A 14745-nucleotide genomic window follows, 5' to 3' on the forward strand; every position below is an offset into this window, starting at 1 on the left:
CCCGTACGAAGGCCCCATCCCGGCCGGCCCGGACGCCAGCGGTCATCTGCCCCACAAGGACATCGCAATGAAAAAGCTGCTGCTTCTGACCGCCCTCGCCGCTGCCTTCAGCACCTCGGCCTTCGCCAATGAAAAGCTCATTGTTGCCGCCACGCCGGTCCCCCACGCCGAGATCCTCGAACTGATCAAGCCGACCCTGGCCAAGGAAGGCGTGGACCTGGAGATCAAGGTCTTCACCGACTACGTGCAGCCCAACGTGCAGGTGGCCGAGAAGCGCCTGGACGCCAACTACTTCCAGACCAAGCCGTACCTGGACAACTTCAACAAGGGCAAGGGCACCAACCTGGTCACCGTGACCGGCGTGCATGTCGAGCCCTTCGGCGGCTACTCGAAGAAGTACAAGTCCATCGACGAACTGCCGGACGGCGCCACCGTCGCCATCCCCAACGAAGGCAGCAACAGCGGCCGTGCCCTGCTCCTGCTGCAGAAAGCCGGTGTGATCAAGCTGAAAGACCCGAGCAACGCCCTGGCTACCCCCAAAGACATCGCCGAAAACCCCAAGCACCTGAAGTTCAAGGAGCTGGAATCGGCCCTGCTGCCGCGCGTGCTGGACCAGGTCGACCTGGACCTGATCAACACCAACTACGCGCTGGAAGCCAAGCTCAACCCGGTGAAGGACGCGCTGATCCTCGAAGATCGCAACTCGCCCTACGTGAACTACCTGGTAGCGCGCCCGGACAACAAGGACAGCGATGCGCTGAAGAAGCTGTCCGCCGCCCTGACCAGCCCGGAAGTCAAAGCCTTCATCGAGAAGAAGTACAACGGCGCCGTGGTGCCCGCCTTCTGATCCGCCGCCCGGCCGCGCGCCGGGCGCAACGTCTCCCACGCTGGGCGCGCCTTGGGCGCACCCGCTTCGACGCCGGTGGGCAGGTTCCACCGGCGTTTTTCTTTCCAGAGGATCTGCCATGAGCGACCCCGCCAAAGGCCCCTCCACTCGCGCCGTACACAGCGGCCACGATACCGACCGGCGCATGGTCACCCGCGCCAAGAGCCAGCCGATCTACCAGAGCTCGGTGTTCGTCTACGACTCCCTGGAGCAGGTCGACGACTTCCTCGCCGGCAACCCCGACAACTACATGTACACGCGCATCGGCAACCCGAACCACAGCGCAGTGGAAGAGCTGCTGCGCGACCTGGAGGGTGGCGAAGACGCGCTGTTCTCCGCCTCCGGCATGGCCGCCATTTCCGCTGCGCTGCTGGGCGTACTCGGCGCCGGTGATCACCTGATCGCCAGCCGCGAGCTGTACGGCACGACCCAGAGCCTGATCGAGAAAGAACTGGCACGCTTCGGCATCGCCGCCACCCTGCTCGACCTCAACGACCTGGCCGCCGTGGAAGCCGCGATCACCCCGACCACGCGATTGATCTACACCGAAACCGCCTCCAATCCGCTGGTGCGCGTGAGCAATGTTCCAGCACTGGCCGAGCTCGCTCACCGACACGGCCTGAAGCTGCTGGTGGACAACACCTTCCTCTCGCCGGTGCTCTACCAGCCGCTGCGCGACGGCGCCGACCTGGTGATCCACAGCACCACCAAGTACCTCAACGGCCACAGCGACGCCATGGGCGGCGCACTGGTCGGCGAAGCACAGTGGATTGCCGCTGCGCGGCGCTTCCAGATCAACGCTGGCGGCAGCGCCAGCCCGTTCGAGAGCTGGCTGAATTTCCGCGGTGCGAAAACCCTCGCGCTGCGCATGCGCGCGCATTCGCAGAACGCCCAGGCACTGGCCGAAGCCCTAGAAGCGCACCCCCAGGTGGAGCGCGTGTTCTACCCCGGCCTGCCCTCGCACCCGGACTTTGAGCTGGCGCAACGGCTGTTCCGCAAAGGTCATTCAGGCATGTTGAGCTTCACCCTGAAGGGTGGTCTCGATCAGGTCGACAGCCTCATCGGCGCGCTGCAGCTGGCCGCCTTCGCCCCGTCGCTGGCCGGTGTCGCCAGCAGCATCACCCACCCCGGCAAGACCTCGCACCGCGCGCTGTCCGCCGAGGCCCTGACCGCGCTGGACATCCACGACGGCACCATCCGAGTCTCGGTGGGCATCGAGGACAGCGAGGACATCGTCCACGACTTCCTGCAGGCGCTGGACGCGCTGTAAGAGCAGAAGGAGATTTCCCATGAATGCACCCCACGCGCCGCTACCGCTGCTGACCTTCCCCGACGCCGACAAGAGCCCGCTGAGCATTCGCGCCAAGGCGCTGGTGTTCTTCGACCCGCGCTCCCATGCAGTACGCGACGAAGTGGAACGCCTGGCGCCCTTGCCGCAGCCGGTGCTGATCCACGGCGAGACCGGCACCGGCAAGGAACTGCTGGCCCGCCACATCCATCGCGCCAGCGAGCGCCCCGGCCTGTTCGTCGCCGTGAGTTGCAGCGCACTGAGCCGCAACTACGCCGACGCCGAGCTGTTCGGCTACGCACCGGGCGCGCACAACGGCCCGGTGGGCAGTCGGGCCGGCTGGTTCGGCTCGGCCAACGGCGGCACGCTGTACCTGGACGAGATCGCCGACCTGCCGCTGTCGCTGCAGCAGAAGCTGCTGCGCGTGCTGCAGGAGCGCGAGGTGTTGCGCGTCGGAGCGCGCGAGCCGGTACCGGTGGATGTGCGCCTGGTCGCGGCCACCAGCATCGATCTGGGGCAGGCGGTGAAGGCGGGGAAATTCCTCGAAGGGCTGCAGCAGTACCTGCACGACAGCAACCTCACGCTGCCGCCGCTGCGCGAGCGCATCGGCGATATCCAGCCGCTGGCCGAGTATTTCCTCGGCGTGCATGCGCAACGCCTGGAACTGCCGGTGCCGCAGATCGCCAACGATACCCAGCGCGCACTGGAAGGCTATTCGTGGCCGGGCAATATCCGCGAGCTGGAAAACGTCATCCACTTCGCCCTGCTGGTCAGCCCGGACGAGGAGATTCGCCCGGAGCATCTGAATTTCTCAGGGGGCGTGACGGGATCAGGCAGCGTGGTCGGAACGGGTGGTGAAACAGCGGTCAGCGAAGCGTCACTGGAGCAACTGCTGCGCCGGCCGGGTGTCGAGGCGCAGCTGCGCGCACTGCTGCAACGCCTGGATCGCGAGCGCGGCTGATGCCGCGCTGTAGTCGCCAGCGCGACCCGCAGGGCCGCGCACCGGCGACAAGGCAGTCTTACTTGGTGGCGGTGTTGGAGTGAGCGACCACCGGAGTGCACGACGGGTTGGTCAGCTTGGCCGGATCGGTCAGCAGGCCCGGCATCATGCGCGAGGTGCAGTTGAACACACGGCCTTTGGTGGTGGTGGCGACGTAGGAGAGTTCCTGGCCACCCAGGGCGTCCGGCTGACCGGCTTTGACATCGCTGACAACCAGCTCGTCAGAGGAAGCCAGACCGATCATCTGGGCGGTAGCGGCCTGCAGCGGAACGATGGCCTGGTTGGTGGTCATGGTCTGGCAGCCAGCCAGCGAAGCGAAGAGTGCAGTGGCAAGGGCGATACGTTTGAAGTCCATCTCGAGATGCTCCCTGTTGGTGGTTTTTTGTCCTGCCCGGGGAGACTAACGGAATCGGCAAGTCAATCGCCATAGCCGTTTCACATGTTTTTCACGGAAAACTGCACACTCGTTCAAGCTTTCAAGCTGAAACCCGCTCTATTACGGGAATTGTGCTATGCAAAATCCTGTTTCACGAAGCTGACAACCGTTTATCGTGCCAAACCCAGCAACGGCGCTGAACCGTTTCACCTTTGGCGACGAATGGTCGCAGTGAAAGGCCGTGTCGACTTGCAGGTCGGCAGGAGGGAATCCTGAGCAGGAAGTCAAAAACAGGACTATTACCCGCATATACTAAAGAAAGCAGTCTCATCGACCATATCAATACCGCTCATCAAGACCATTCACTTCTTTTCGTCACAATCTTCAGGGAAAATGGCTATCAGGCGGTCGGGACCCATTTTCCCCGGCGCCATTGGAGACTATCGTGACCAGCTTCGCCGCTCTTGCTAACTTCTTCGCCGCCACCGCTTTCCTGACCGCGCCCGCGAAGGCCGACCCGGAACGCCGTGAGATCCGTGAGGCGAAAAAGAACCGCCGCAAGTAAGCAGTACCCGCTCCGCTCGGCCCTTTTGACAGGGCCGGCGGCGGGACCATCGGTCCCGCCGATTGGCTTTCCAGGGCCTTCCCGTGTTTTCATTGAATGCTTGTTCAAGGAAAAATCCGAGGGAACCCGCCCGTTTTGTCCGCAGCACAATCGCCCCCGTCCGTAACACCCTCACCCTCCATGCGCATGAACCCACCGGTCTTCTACGGTGCGGCGGCGCTGATCCTGCTCTTCGCCCTGATCGTCATCAGCCAGCCCCAACGGGCCGGTGAATGGCTGCTCGCCGCGCAATCCTGGGCCGCCGATAGTGTCGGCTGGTACTACCTGCTGGCGATGACGCTGTACCTGATCTTCGTGGTGGTCACCGCGCTTTCCGGCTACGGAAAGATCAAGCTCGGTGCCGACCACGACGAGCCGGAATTCAGCTACCTGTCCTGGGCCGGCATGCTCTTCGCCGCCGGCATCAGCATCACCCTGTTCTTCTTCTGTGTGTCCGAGCCGCTGACCCACTTCGCCCAGCCGCCGCAAGGCCAGGCCGGCACCCCGGAAGCGGCGCGCCAGGCCATGCAGCTGCTGTTCCTGCACTGGGGCCTGCACGGCTGGGGCGTGTTCGCCCTGGTGGCGATGGCGCTGGCCTACTTCGCCTACCGGCACAACCTGCCGCTGGCGCTGCGCTCGGCGCTCTATCCGCTGATCGGCAAGCGCATCAACGGCCCCATCGGCTACACCGTGGACTGCTTCGGCATCATCGCCACGGTGTTCGGCCTGGGCGCGGACATGGGCTTCGGCGTACTGCAACTCAACGCCGGGCTGGACTTCCTGTTCGGCATCACCCACAGCCATCCGGTGCAGATGACGTTGATCGCACTGATGATGGGCGCGGCGATCCTGGTCGCCATCTCCGGCGTCGACAAGGGCATCCGCCTGCTGTCCGACATCAACATGCTGCTGGCCTGTGCCCTGCTGCTGTTCGTGCTGTTCGCCGGCCCCACCCAGTACCTGCTCAACACCCTGGTGCAGAACATCGGCGATTACCTCGGCAGCCTGCCGACCAAGAGTTTCGACCTCTATGCCTACGGCAAGGACGGCAGCGACTGGCTGGGTGGCTGGACGGTGTTCTACTGGGCCTGGTGGATCGCCTGGTCACCCTTCGTGGGATTGTTCATCGCGCGTATTTCCCGTGGGCGGACGATCCGCGAATTCGTCTTCGGCGTGCTGTTCATCCCGCTGGGCTTTACCCTGGCGTGGATGTCGATCTTCGGCAACAGCGCCCTGGACCAGGTGCTCAACCATGGCTTCAGCGAACTGGGCCGCGTGGCCATCGCCGATCCGTCCATGGCGCTGTACCAGATGCTGCAGAACTACCCCGCCAGCCGCGCGGTGATCACAGTGACGGTGCTGGTCAGCTTCGTCTTCTTCGTTACCTCGGCGGACTCCGGCACCGTGGTGCTCTCCACCCTTTCCGCCCACGGCGGCAGCGCCGACGACGACGGCCCGAAGTGGCTGCGGGTGTTCTGGGGGGTGGCCACCGCACTGGTCACCGGCGGCCTGCTGTTCGCCGGCAGCATCGATGCGCTGAAGTCAGCGGTAGTGCTGACTTCCCTGCCCTTCTCGCTGATCCTGCTGCTGCTGATGTGGGGGCTGCACAAGGCGTTCTATCTGGAGTCCCAGCGCCAGCGCGCGCGCACCCATTCCCTCGCGCCACCACCATCGGCCAAGCCCGGCGGCTGGAAGCGCCGGATCTCCCAGGCGGTGCACTTCCCCACGCGCGATGAGGTTTACCGCTTCATGGTCGACGTGGTCAGCCCGGCGATAGCCGAGGTCTCCCAGGTGTTCCGCGAAAAGGGCCTGCAGGTGGAGTCCGACCTGGACCTGGGCAACCTGGAACTGATCCTGGAAATCGGCCACGGCGAGCAGCACACGTTCCTCTACCAGGTCTCGATGCGCGGCTACTTCACCCCATCCTTCGCCCGCGCCGGCATGGGTGGCCTGCACCTGAAGAACCGCCGTTACTTCCGCGCCGAGGTGCACCTCTCCGAAGGCAGCCAGGACTACGACCTGATGGGCTACAGCAAGGAGCAGATCATCAACGACATGCTCGACCAGTACGAGCGGCACCTGCAGTTCCTGCATCTGGTGCGCTAGGTTCGGACTCGCGCATGCCCTTGCAGCAGCGAGCTTGCTCGCGAACGGATTCACCGGCAGCGCCAGTGTTGGGCGGTTCGCGAGCAAGCTCGCTCCTACATACAGACTGCGTATCTCACGGAACGAGGAGCAGATAATGAAAAAGGCGCCCGAAGGCGCCTTTTTCACATCGAGGCGAAAAATCAGCCGCGGGTGCCGCTCAGCACCTTGCGGTAGAACAGCACGCAGATCGCCACGAAGACCACCAGGCCGAGCCACTGCGCGGTGTTCTCGAAGCCGTCGCCGACCAGCGCCAGCGGCGCGGCAGAACCAGTGGTGCCGATGATGGCGGCGAGCAGGATGCCCATCAGGCTCTCGCCGACAATCAGCCCCGAAGCCAGCAACACGCCACGGCGCTTGGGCTCATCGGAGAATTTTTCCACATCCTTGCCGGCTGCCACCGCGCGCTTGGCCAGGGCGGTTTCCAGCAGCCAGCCGATCACGGCGCCGACCACCAGGGTCATGCCGATGGTCGGCGGCAGGTAGATGCCCAGGCCGACCGCCAGCACCGGCAGGCTGGCCTTGCCGGTGCGGCGCAGCAGCACGTCCACCAGGATCAGCGCGATGCCCAGCGCCACGCCGATGAGGATCATGTTCCAGTTCAGCGCGTTGTGGAAAATCCCACTGGCGATTGCAGTCATCAGCGTCGCCTGCGGCGCGGCCAGCGCGGCGTTCGGGTCCATGCCTTCACGCGGCAGCGCGCCGGTGAAGCCGTAGGCATTGAACAGCAGTTCCAGCACCGGCGGGATCACCAGCGCACCGACCAGGCAGCCGACGATCAGCGCCACCTGCTGGCGCCAGGGCGTGGCGCCAACCAGGTAACCGGTCTTCAGGTCCTGCAGGTTGTCGTTGGAAATCGCCGCGATCGCGATCACCACCGAGGTGGTGAACAGCGCCAGGGCGATGGCCAGCTTGCCACCCTGCTGGTCGAGGAAACCGGTTTCCAGTGAGCCGACGCCGAGGATCAGCAGCGACACCAGGATCACTGCGATGATGCCGATACCGGAGATCGGGCTGCTCGACGAACCGACGAGGCCCGCCATGTAGCCGCAGGCGGCGGCGATCAGGAAGCCGAAGAAGAAGGCGAAGATCACACAGACCGCTACCAGGCCCCAGAAACCGAAGCCTTTCAGGTCCGGCGCGGCCTCACCGAGGAAGTAGGAAAAGACCACGAACAGCGCTACCAGCAGGAAACCGGCGATGGCGACTATCCATTTCGCGGAGAGGTCCTGCTCGGTGCGCAGGTCGCTCACCTCGCCACGCCCGCGCACAGCGCTGAGCGACGACCAGACGCCCTGCACCATGGGCTTGAACAACGTCGCCAGGGTCCACAGTGCAGCGATGCCGATGGTGCCGGCGCCGAGGAAGCGCACCTGGCTGCTCCACAGCTTGGTGGCCAGCTCCGGCAGGCTCTGCCCGGCGGCCAGTACGCTGTTCACCGAAAGCAGCGGTACCGCCACGCCCCAGGCGATGACAACGCCGATCAGGATGGCGATACCGGCAGTAATGCCCATCAGGTAACCGGCGCCCACCAGCGCCAGGGAGAAGCCGGTGGACAGGCGGAACGCCGCCTGCCCGGCGGTCAGCCAGAAACTGAAGCCCTCGGCGAGCACCTTGAAGCCGCTGCTGAGCAGGCTGAACGCGGCGGCAACCACACCGCCGGCGAGGATGTCGCGCAGGCCCGCGCCACCGGCTTTCGCAGGCTTGCCGGCTTTTTCCTCTTCCTCGTCCTGGCTGCCGACCCGGAGGATTTCCGCCGCCGCCACGCCCTCGGGGTACGGCAGGCTGCTCTGTACCACCATCACCCGACGCAGCGGAATGGTGTAGAGCACGCCGAGGATGCCGCCAATGGAACAGATGGCGGCCGTCTGCCAGAACGGGAAACCACTCCAGTAGCCGATCATCAGCAGGCCGGGGAGGATGAAGATGATCGAGGACAAGGTGCCGGCCGCCGAGGCCTGGGTCTGCACCATGTTGTTCTCGAGGATGTTGGAACCGGAGAAGTAGCGCAGCACGGCCATGGAAATGACCGCCGCGGGAATCGACGAAGCGAAGGTCAGGCCGACCTTGAGGCCGAGGTAGACGTTGGAGGCGGTGAATACCACAGTGATCAGCGCGCCGAGGATCAGACCGCGAACCGTCAGCTCGGCGAGGTTGGACTCGTCGGGAATCCGTTCTTGCATGTAGGCAATCTCTTTATGAAGCGAAACTGCCAAAGCGTAGGACAGTGCGCCATCCACCGCGACCCGGAATGGCGACGATTGCGGTCTGCGATGCGGCTTTGTTGCCGCAAGTCACGGGGATGACGGTAATTTCCGAGTCGCCGCGCCGTCTGTAGGAGCGAGCTTGCTCGCGAACGGATTCCAGGATGACTCCGGAGTTATGCGGTTCGCGAGCAAGCTCGCTCCTACAAATCAAACCGCCAATTCCGTGTGGCGAACTCAGAACGGCTTGTCCCCCAGAATGGTCGCGCGGTGCATCACCCGCCGCTGCGGGCGGTAATCATCCACCGCGTAGTGCTGGGTCACACGGTTGTCCCAGAAGGCCACGTCGTTTTCCTTCCAGCGCCAGCGCACGGTGAACTCCGGACGCGCGAAGTGGGCGAACAGCAGGTCGAGGATGGCGCGGCTTTCCGCCGGTTCCAGCTCGTTGATGCGAGTGGTGAAGCCGTCGCTGACGAACAGCGCCTTGCGCCCGGTGACCGGGTGCGTGCGGATCACCGGGTGGCTACGCGGCGGGTTTTTCCGCCGCGCCTCCTCCAGCCGCGCGAGGTCCGCGTCGGTGGCACCGAAGCGCTCCTGGGGGAAGGACTTGCTGATGTCGTGGGTCGCGGTGAGGCCGTCGAGCAACTGCTGCAGTGGCTTCGACAGTGCCTCGAACGCCGCGATGCCGCTGGCCCAGAGGGTGTCGCCACCGTAGGGCGGCAGTTGCTTGGCGGCCAGCACGGCGCCCAGCGCCGGGGTCTCCAGGAAAGTCACGTCGGTGTGCCAGATGGCGTTGTCGCGCACGTCGGTGACGGCGGTGTCGAGGACGATGACTTCGCGCTGCTCCGGCGAGCTGGGGTAGATCGGGTGGATGTGCAGGTCACCGAAGCGCGCAGCGAAGTTCGCCTGCTGCGTCGGCGTCAGCGGCTGGTCGCGGAAGAACAGCACCTGGTGATCGAGCAGGGCCTGCTCGATCTGGCGTTGCGCCGCGTCGTCCAGCGGATCGGCCAGGCGCACGCCGGACACGACGGCGCCCAGGGCCGGGCTGAGGGGTTCGATGGTCAGGCTGGTCATGTTCGTGTTCTCTCGTGAGGTTCACGGGAAGAGCCGGGCTCTCCCCTACCCTCGCCTGCGTGGCGAGGGCGTCGGATCAGTGTTCGTGAAGAAGAAAGCGGTTATTCCCAGGAGGCGAAACGCTTCTGCAGCCAGCGCAGCCCCAGCTCGAAGCTCAGCGCGATGGCGGCGATCAGCAGGATGCCCAGCACCACCACATCGGTGGCGAGGAACTGCGCGGCGGACTGCACCATGAAGCCCAGGCCGCGGTTGGCGGCGATCAGCTCGGCGGCGACCAGGGTCGACCAGCCCACGCCCAGGGCGATGCGCAGGCCGGTGAGGACCTCCGGCAGCGCGCTGGGCAGGATCACGTGGCGCACCACCTGCAGGCGGCTGGCGCCCAGGCAGCGCACGGCCTGGATGCGCGACTTGTCCACGCGGCGCACGCCGGCGGCAGTGGCGATCAGCAACGGCGCAAACAGCGCGAGGTAGATCAGCAGTACCTTGGACAGCTCGCCGATGCCGAACCAGATGACGATCAGCGGCAGGTAGGCCAGCGGTGGGATCGGCCGGTAGAACTCCACCAGCGGATCGAACGCGGCGCTGACCAGCGGGTTGAGCCCCATCAGGATGCCCAGCGGAATCGCCGTGAGCACCGCGGCGCCCAGCGCCAGCAGCACCCGCAGCAGGCTGGTGCCGACGTGTTGCCACAGCGAGGCGTCGACGTAACCTTCGGCCAGTACACGCTGGAGGGCTTCCACCAGTTGTTCCGGGGCAGGCAGGAACAGGGTGTCGACCCAGCCCAGGTGCGTGGCCAGCCACCAGAGCAGGAAAACCCCGACAACGCTGCCGGCGGCGGCCCAGCGGCGGTAATCACCCGGTACGCTACGGGCTTTCGGCGCGGCGGCGGGGAGTTTGGCGGCGAGGGTATCAGTGGGCATGCTCGGCCTCCGGTTCTTCCAGAAACTCATCCAGCAGGAGTTGGCGCAGACGCGCGAATTCCGGGTCGGACTTGATGCTGCGCACCGGCTCGCCAGCGGCGTAGCGGCGGGCGAAGGCCAGTGACAGGCGCTTGACGATGCGCGCCGGCGGACCGTCCATCACCACCAGGTCGGTGGCGAGGAACAGCGCTTCATCGACGCTGTGGGTGATCAGGAACAGGCCCTTGCCGGTCTTGCGCCACAGGTCCAGGGTCAGCACCTGCATGCGCTCGCGCGTCAGCGCGTCGAGGGCGCCGAAGGGTTCGTCGAGCAGCAGGAAATCCGGTTCCACCGCCAATGCACGGGCGAGGCCCAGGCGCTGCCGCTGGCCACCGGAAAGTTGCGAGATGCGGTAGTCCGCGTGCTCGCCCAGGCCTACCAGCTTGAGCACTTCATGGGCACGGGCATTGCGCTCGGCAGCGCCGACGCCGCGAATGCGCAAGCCCAGGGCCACGTTGTCCAGGGCATTGAGCCAGGGCATCAGCGCGTCGTCCTGAAACACTACGCCACGCTCGCCGCCAGGGCCTTCGAGGGTCCGCCCATCGATCTGCACGCGGCCGCTGTCCGGCGCCTGGAAGCCTGCCAGCACGTTGAGCAGGCTGGATTTGCCGCAGCCGGACGGGCCGAGCACCACCAGGGATTCGCCCTTGGCCAGGCTGAGAGTGAGGTCCTGCAACACGACGCGCTCGCGTCCGCGCTGCTGGAAAGTGAGGCTGACCGCCTCGGCCGTCAGACGGCTCATGTTCTGCCCTCCGTAGGGTGAGAAGAAATACGTGAAGCTTTTCTGTAGGAGCGAGCTTGCTCGCGAACCGGCCCGAGCTTCAGTGCCAGCCGGTGTTCGCGAGCAAGCTCGCTCCTACGAAGAGCAAATGATCAGCGCTGGCCGACCTGCACGCTCTCCGCCTGGCGCACGTATTCCGCGCTGACGTAGGGCGAGTAGTCCTTGAGCACCGAGGGCACGCGCTTCTGCTCTTTCAGGAAGGCTGCGGTACCGGCGATGTCCTTGGCGGTGCCACCGCCCAGCAGTGCGGACGACAGCTGCGCCTGGGATTCGGGGAAGGCGGAGCCGGCCAACAGTTCGGGCACGTCCTTCGGATCGGCGCCGGTCAGCTTGGCAATCTTTTTCACCTGCTCGGAATCGGCGGTCCACTGGGCCTTGTGGGCGTTGTAGTCGGCGAAGGAATCCAGGCTCACGCGGGCGAACTTGGCGATGACTTCCGGGTGCTTCTCGGCGAAGTCCTTGCGTGCTACCCAGACCTCGAAGGTCGGTGCGCCCCACTGGCCGACTTCGGCGGCGTCGGTCAGCACCTTGCCGGATTTCTTGATCTCGCCCAGGGCGGGCGACCAGACGAAGGCGCCATCGATGTCACCACGACGCCAGGCGGCGGCGATCTCGGTGGGGTTGAGGTTGACGATCTTCACCTTGCTGGGGTCGATGTTCCAGTGCTTGAGCGCGCCCAGCAGGCTGTAGTGCGAGGTCGACACGAAGGGGGTGGCGATGGTCTTGCCGACCAGGTCTTCGGGCTTCTCGATCTTGCTGCCGTTGCGCACGACCAGCGCCTCGGCGGCATTGATCTGCGCGGAGACGATGAAGGCGACGATCGGCAGGCCGCGCGAGGTAGCGGCGGCCAGCGGGCTGGAGCCGAGGTTGCCCAGCTGCACGTCACCCGAGGCAATCGCGGCGACCACTTCCGGCCCGCTGTTGAAGCGGCGCCAGTCGAGCTTCTCGCCGATGACCTTTTCATAGGTGCCATCGGCCTGCGGAACCTTGGTCGGGTCGATGCCGGTCTGGTAGCCCAGGACGATGTCGGCGAACGCGGCACTCTGGAAGGACAGGACAGCCGCAACAGCGACGCCGGCCAGGGCACGGCGTACGAAACGAGGTTTGTTCATGGTATTTCCTCTGAAGATGACGGCGGTGCCGGCCTCACAGAGGGGACGGACCACGGGACGGGATTCGATGGTTTGCAACAGGTGTCCGGCGGTCCGGTAGAGCTAGGTTACCGATATAAAAAACTTCGAATAAATAATTTTTAGTTCTTAACTTATGAGCGCCAGCGCTTGCCTCGATTCGGCTACAGCCCCCGTGCCACGGCGCCTCAGGTGGCGCCAGCGTGCACCCGGGCGCGGGTGCCCTCCTGGCGCAAGCCGACTTGTACCGCCTGTTGTGCCACTGCAGCGGTTTCCGCGACCAGGGTTGCCAGCGCCGCGCTACGGCTGAAGCTCAGGCCATTGCCCGCCGCCTGGGCTGACTCGAAGGCCACTGCCGACTGTTCGGACAGCCGCAGCCCCAGCGCCAGCAGCCGCTGCAACTCCCCCGCCGCCGTCCGCGGCGGCAGGTTTTCGAAGGTCTGCACGGCTAGGCCCAGGGCGATATTGGCCTGCAGCAAAGCGGCAAGGCTGCCGCGCAGTTGCGCACGGGGCGTCCACGGCAGACCTGGCGGCAACAGGATGTCTTCGGGATGCAGGCGCACTTCGTGGCAATGCAGCAGGCCGCCGCCGTTGGGCTCGAAGCGGTCCAGCCCGCTGCGATCGGCCGGCAGTGCGGCGATCAGCAAACCCTCGCTCGGCGCGTGACGCGCCGAGATCAGCAACCAGTCCACCGCCTCGGCGCCGAAGCAGTCGTGGCGCCCACCCTGCAACAGAAAGCCGCCGCGCCGATGCTCGCGCGCCAGCAGGCGGTTTTCCTGGTGATCCACCGCCTCGCCCCACAGCCATTCGCGTTCCACGCTGAGCGGCAGCAGGCGTTCGCGCTGCTCGACGCTGCCCAGCAGCAACACGCTGGCCAATTGCAGGTGATGCAGGGCAAACAGCCGCGCCAGCGTGCCGTCGCACTCGGAGAGATCGCGCAGGGTCTGCAGCACCTCTTCCCAGCCGGCGCCGCGCCCGCCGTACTCGCGCGGCACGGACAGGGCCAGCAGGCTGGATGCGCGCAGGGCGTCGCTCCAGCGCTGGGTGGGAGGGAGTTGGGAATAAGTGGAAAGCGGCACCACCAGGCTCATGCACACCTCGGCTCGAAGGGGTGGATCAGTGGCCTGGGCGTATGGCGCGCGGGTGTACTGAAAGGAAAGAACAACGGCCTCCGAATGGAGGCCGTTACATACCCTAGCGAACCGCGCGATGCGCGCGAAATAACCTTTCGGGCTTAGCTCATGCCGCGAGTCAGACGGCTTCCTTGCGCCGCCACTGCGGCAGGCCGATCAGCACCACGGCGCTGATGATCACCGCCATCGCCAGGGACTCTGCCAGGCCGATATGCTCGCCGGCGAAGACTACGCCGAGCATCACCGCCACCGCCGGGTTGACGTAGGCGTAGCTGGTCGCCGCCGCCGGGCGCACGTTGGCCAGCAGATACATGTAGGCGCTGAAGGCGATGATCGAACCGAACACCACCAGGTAGGCCAGCGCACCCCAGCCGGCAGCCGTTGGCATCTGTTCCAGGCGCTCGCCGCTCAGCAAACTGCCCAGCAGCAGCACGCCGCCGCCGACCAGCATCTCCACCGCGCTGGCCATGGCACCGCCGGGCAGGTCCAGACGCCGGCTCCACACCGAACCGAAGGCCCAGGTAGCCGCCGCAAAGATAATCAGCGCTGCACCCGCCGGGCTGCCCTGCAGGTTCGAGCCGAGGTTGAGCAGCACGATGCCGAACAGGCCCAGGGCAATGCCGGCCCATTCCAGCGCATTGGTGCGGTTGCCGAAGAAGCGCCCGAACACCAGGGTAAACAGCGGCACGGTCGCCACCGCCAGCGCCGCCACACCCGAAGCCACGCCCCAGTGCTCGGCCACCGTCACCCCGCCATTGCCGCAGCTGAGCAGCAGGATGCCGATGGCGCCTGCCGACAAGCACTGCCTGAAGGTCGGCAATGGCGCCCCGCGCCAGAGCATCCAGGCGAACAGGATCGCCCCGGCGATGATGAAACGGCAGCCGGCCATCAGCATCGGCGGCCAGGACTCGACGCCAATGCGGATCACCAGGTAGGTCGAACCCCAGATGAAATAAAGGGCGAAGAAAGCGGCGATCAGGGTCAATGAAACGCGGGCTCTGGGCATGGGCAGGGTGGTCATGAAAGGGGCTCGACAAGGCGGGTGGGGCGATTCATTTTATGCAGGCGCCACCCCACGGATAAGGCACAGACAACGCCAATACTGGCGTAACACTTTTCAATCGATGGATTTTCCGGCTCTTTTCCGTTGAATCTGTTTTAACCA

At 65.4% G+C, this 14745-nt stretch carries 12 protein-coding genes; 4 read left to right on the forward strand and 8 right to left on the reverse strand.

The window, feature by feature from the left end; all coding sequences use genetic code 11:
• The first annotated feature begins 67 nt into the window (after positions 1–67).
• The 3 genes from L6D89_RS04800 (at position 68) to L6D89_RS04810 (ending at position 3135) form a co-directional block, all read left to right on the forward strand.
• On the forward strand, positions 68–847 hold the full coding sequence (locus L6D89_RS04800) for a MetQ/NlpA family ABC transporter substrate-binding protein (RefSeq protein ID WP_236198933.1): 780 nt from the start codon (positions 68–70) through the stop codon (positions 845–847).
• Between the two features lie 118 nt (positions 848–965).
• Positions 966–2156 (forward strand): trans-sulfuration enzyme family protein, encoded by a 1191-nt coding sequence (locus L6D89_RS04805; RefSeq protein WP_236198934.1) that lies wholly within the window; start codon positions 966–968, stop codon positions 2154–2156.
• Positions 2157–2175: 19 nt separating this feature from the next.
• Positions 2176–3135 carry a sigma 54-interacting transcriptional regulator gene (locus L6D89_RS04810; protein ID WP_236198935.1) on the forward strand — a complete coding sequence of 320 codons (960 nt, stop codon included), beginning with the start codon at positions 2176–2178 and terminating at the stop codon, positions 3133–3135.
• A 58-nt stretch (positions 3136–3193) separates the two neighbouring features.
• Here the strand turns inward: L6D89_RS04810 and L6D89_RS04815 are convergent, their stop codons facing one another.
• Entirely contained in the window at positions 3194–3529 is a 336-nt protein-coding gene (locus L6D89_RS04815; RefSeq protein ID WP_024764762.1) for a hypothetical protein, read from the reverse strand.
• Positions 3530–4301: 772 nt separating this feature from the next.
• On the opposite strand from L6D89_RS04815, the gene betT reads away from it, so the two are divergent.
• Positions 4302–6260 carry a choline BCCT transporter BetT gene (betT, locus tag L6D89_RS04820; RefSeq protein WP_236198936.1) on the forward strand — a complete coding sequence of 653 codons (1959 nt, stop codon included), beginning with the start codon at positions 4302–4304 and terminating at the stop codon, positions 6258–6260.
• 182 nt (positions 6261–6442) lie between these two features.
• Here the strand turns inward: betT and L6D89_RS04825 are convergent, their stop codons facing one another.
• The 7 genes from L6D89_RS04825 to yedA all read right to left on the reverse strand — a co-directional run bounded on the left by L6D89_RS04825 (position 6443) and on the right by yedA (position 14586).
• The gene (locus tag L6D89_RS04825) at positions 6443–8482 is read right to left on the reverse strand and encodes an OPT family oligopeptide transporter (RefSeq protein WP_236198937.1); all 2040 of its coding nucleotides are present in this window, start codon (positions 8480–8482) and stop codon (positions 6443–6445) included.
• 258 nt (positions 8483–8740) lie between these two features.
• Complete coding sequence (gene tauD, locus L6D89_RS04830) at positions 8741–9577, reverse strand: taurine dioxygenase (RefSeq protein ID WP_236198938.1); 837 nt, start codon at positions 9575–9577, stop codon at positions 8741–8743.
• A 101-nt stretch (positions 9578–9678) separates the two neighbouring features.
• Positions 9679–10497: an ABC transporter permease subunit gene (locus tag L6D89_RS04835; protein WP_236171417.1), complete on the reverse strand. Its 819-nt coding sequence runs from the start codon at positions 10495–10497 to the stop codon at positions 9679–9681.
• Positions 10487–11278, reverse strand: a complete 792-nt coding sequence (locus tag L6D89_RS04840; RefSeq protein ID WP_236198939.1) for a taurine ABC transporter ATP-binding protein — start codon at positions 11276–11278, stop codon at positions 10487–10489. Before L6D89_RS04840 ends, L6D89_RS04835 begins: the two co-directional genes overlap by 11 nt.
• A gap of 131 nt (positions 11279–11409) precedes the next feature.
• Positions 11410–12429, reverse strand: a complete 1020-nt coding sequence (gene tauA / locus L6D89_RS04845) for a taurine ABC transporter substrate-binding protein (protein WP_236198940.1) — start codon at positions 12427–12429, stop codon at positions 11410–11412.
• A 206-nt stretch (positions 12430–12635) separates the two neighbouring features.
• Entirely contained in the window at positions 12636–13538 is a 903-nt protein-coding gene (locus L6D89_RS04850; protein ID WP_236198941.1) for an acyl-CoA dehydrogenase family protein, read from the reverse strand.
• A 160-nt stretch (positions 13539–13698) separates the two neighbouring features.
• Positions 13699–14586, reverse strand: coding sequence for a drug/metabolite exporter YedA (yedA, locus tag L6D89_RS04855; RefSeq protein WP_236199278.1), 888 nt, complete (start codon positions 14584–14586; stop codon positions 13699–13701).
• Positions 14587–14745: the final 159 nt, after the last annotated feature.

It is taken from the genome of Pseudomonas pseudonitroreducens (assembly GCF_021603645.1).
In the GTDB taxonomy this organism is placed as follows: domain Bacteria; phylum Pseudomonadota; class Gammaproteobacteria; order Pseudomonadales; family Pseudomonadaceae; genus Pseudomonas; species Pseudomonas pseudonitroreducens.

What these genes read in the sequence shown, in the direction of transcription:
- yedA (WP_236199278.1), bottom strand. Translation starts at nt 14,586, where the DNA reads ATGCCCAGAGCCCGCGTTTCATTGACCCTGATCGCCGCTTTCTTCGCC.
- L6D89_RS04850 (WP_236198941.1), bottom strand. Translation starts at nt 13,538, where the DNA reads ATGAGCCTGGTGGTGCCGCTTTCCACTTATTCCCAACTCCCTCCCACC.
- L6D89_RS04825 (WP_236198937.1), bottom strand. Translation starts at nt 8,482, where the DNA reads ATGCAAGAACGGATTCCCGACGAGTCCAACCTCGCCGAGCTGACGGTT.
- betT (WP_236198936.1), top strand. Translation starts at nt 4,302, where the DNA reads ATGAACCCACCGGTCTTCTACGGTGCGGCGGCGCTGATCCTGCTCTTC.
- L6D89_RS04835 (WP_236171417.1), bottom strand. Translation starts at nt 10,497, where the DNA reads ATGCCCACTGATACCCTCGCCGCCAAACTCCCCGCCGCCGCGCCGAAA.
- tauA (WP_236198940.1), bottom strand. Translation starts at nt 12,429, where the DNA reads ATGAACAAACCTCGTTTCGTACGCCGTGCCCTGGCCGGCGTCGCTGTT.
- L6D89_RS04805 (WP_236198934.1), top strand. Translation starts at nt 966, where the DNA reads ATGAGCGACCCCGCCAAAGGCCCCTCCACTCGCGCCGTACACAGCGGC.
- L6D89_RS04840 (WP_236198939.1), bottom strand. Translation starts at nt 11,278, where the DNA reads ATGAGCCGTCTGACGGCCGAGGCGGTCAGCCTCACTTTCCAGCAGCGC.
- L6D89_RS04815 (WP_024764762.1), bottom strand. Translation starts at nt 3,529, where the DNA reads ATGGACTTCAAACGTATCGCCCTTGCCACTGCACTCTTCGCTTCGCTG.
- L6D89_RS04810 (WP_236198935.1), top strand. Translation starts at nt 2,176, where the DNA reads ATGAATGCACCCCACGCGCCGCTACCGCTGCTGACCTTCCCCGACGCC.
- tauD (WP_236198938.1), bottom strand. Translation starts at nt 9,577, where the DNA reads ATGACCAGCCTGACCATCGAACCCCTCAGCCCGGCCCTGGGCGCCGTC.
- L6D89_RS04800 (WP_236198933.1), top strand. Translation starts at nt 68, where the DNA reads ATGAAAAAGCTGCTGCTTCTGACCGCCCTCGCCGCTGCCTTCAGCACC.